The organism is Oleiphilus sp. HI0066, assembly GCF_001635725.1.
This window is the reverse complement of sequence record NZ_LWFH01001046.1, coordinates 1-1965: the sequence shown is the minus strand read 5'-3', so window position 1 is coordinate 1965 and position 1965 is coordinate 1. Positions and strand designations below refer to the sequence as shown.

General features: G+C 45.5%; 2 protein-coding genes. One reads left to right on the top strand and one right to left on the bottom strand.

The annotated features are described in order from the left end of the window. On the top strand, positions 1–1212 hold a 1212-nt coding region (locus A3738_RS12835; RefSeq protein WP_156504239.1), incomplete at its 5' end, for a class I SAM-dependent methyltransferase. 52 nt (positions 1213–1264) lie between these two features. Here A3738_RS12835 and A3738_RS12830 read toward each other — a convergent pair. Next, positions 1265–1888, bottom strand: coding sequence for a TIGR04282 family arsenosugar biosynthesis glycosyltransferase (locus A3738_RS12830; protein ID WP_068480142.1), 624 nt, complete (start codon positions 1886–1888; stop codon positions 1265–1267). Positions 1889–1965: the final 77 nt, after the last annotated feature.

Here is a 1965-nt window from a genome sequence, read left to right as displayed (position 1 = left end):
ACCGGCGTTGTACCTAGCGTACATTTCGAAGAGTTAGTAACCCTACTTCGACTTTCAATCTTTTCAGAATGCGCGATCAACCAAACTCTTCGAACTGAGCTTCAAGCCTGCGCAATCGCAATTGGTGTTTACGCATCCCACACCGACTACGCACTCATAGCGACAGAAGAAGAACAAAACCATATCAAGGCAATACAGCTTCAGATCGCAACGAATATCGGCTACGAAAAGGCAGATATAGATGATATTTCAGGCGCATTAATTCTCTTGGGTATGTACGAAGCAGTCTACGTGCAGAGCTTCTCGTTTGACTTACTACGCTACGACTTAGAAGACTGGCCAATCGCCATGCAAAGCCTGTTAGAGGTGTCGCTATATCAACTAAGCAAAGAGCATCATGCTCGCTACACATTGTTTGGTCAAACGATGGCGGAACTGTTAGAGAACGGCCTTCCGAGAAGCAAAGAGCGCTGGGCGGCGATCAAGACTCCTCAGAAGAAAGACTTCTACGCAACCTTGAAACAAAAGCTGGCACCAACTCTTCCACCTTCGAGTTGGCAAGGTAAAACTGTTCGCGTGTTATTACTTGCCTGCGGTTCTGGCCAAAAGGCCTTCGACTACGCCAATCAGTTCACTAATGTTTCTGTCCTAGGCGCTGACGCGAGCCAAATAGACATGGCCTATGCCCTTATGCGTACTCAACATAGCGCATGTGATAATCTTGAGTTCGCTGTTGCTGACTACGCGCTACCACCACAAGACATCGAAAAGTTTGATTATATCGAGTTTGGGCAAGGCTTTGATTTCTCAAAGCTAGACGCATGGATCAACCTGTTAAATGATGATGGCGTTGCGCGCATTAACTGCCCAGGCACGGAACACAGAGAGATCACTGGTGTACTCACCGAGCTAGTAAAAGCCCGCGGCATGCAAGCAAACCTAGACAATATTCGACTGATTAGAAGCTCGATCCTGTTGGAAAAAGAAAGCGGGTTATGGAACAAGCTTCTTGAAAGCCCATTCTTCTACAGTGCGTCTGGGTGTAGAGACATATTGTTTAATGACAACGCACACTTCTATACCGTTGAACAAGCGTTCAACCTAATACAAAACGCGGGACTGATTTCAGTGTTTCCGCGACCAAGCGCTCGCAGAGCCGCACAAGCAGAACAAATGCTCGATGTCTTCGTAAGAAAACTTGGTAGCCATTAACTAGCAGCGATAACGTAGATAGTTGAAGCTATCTCAATTCAGTAAAGAGCGACTAGCTATAGTCGCTCTGAAGCCAGCGTTTCCAATCTTCTAATTCATCGACATCAAAACGCTTATCTAATAGCGAGAAACTAAATCCAAGCTCTGTCATGCGATTTTGAACTTGCTCAAGCACGCGATTGGTGCCCCATTCGATTTCACCAAATGATGTAAATCCGCATGCTCTCTGCCCGACTAAGCCAAAGCCTCCATCCTCTGTTGGCGCGAATACAAAATCATGATTGCTAAGCGAATTGATTGCTTGCTGTAAGAAGTCATCATCGAGTACTGGAAAATCACTCCCCACAATAAAGGCATAGTCATAATGCTCTAGGGCATCGAACATAACCCTTTGCATTTTTGCACCTAGATCGCCACTAGGTTGCTCAAGACAATAATCAAAAGTGAGAGAATCGATCCACTCTTTATGACTAATACCGCCTCCGCTCGCAAGTGCCAACTTTACATCAACCTTGTCTCGGGTTTCTCCATACCGATTCAGTTGTTGGTTAACCGCCGCCGTCAAACGAATATGGGCGTCAAGAGCACCCTGCTCACCAACGAAACGAGCAAGGCGTGTCTTTACGTTTCCTAGAACGGGGTACTTTGCAAATTGAATGAAAACAGCACTCTGCATTTTATTTGTCTATAGTAAGAGTAAGAACAACGTTAATAATACTGATCCCAGCATGCTTTTCGATCAAACCTTTAAGT

Bases quoted from the DNA above. Each gene is read 5' to 3' on its own strand.
- A3738_RS12830 (WP_068480142.1), bottom strand. From the start codon at position 1,888: ATGCAGAGTGCTGTTTTCATTCAATTTGCAAAGTACCCCGTTCTAGGA.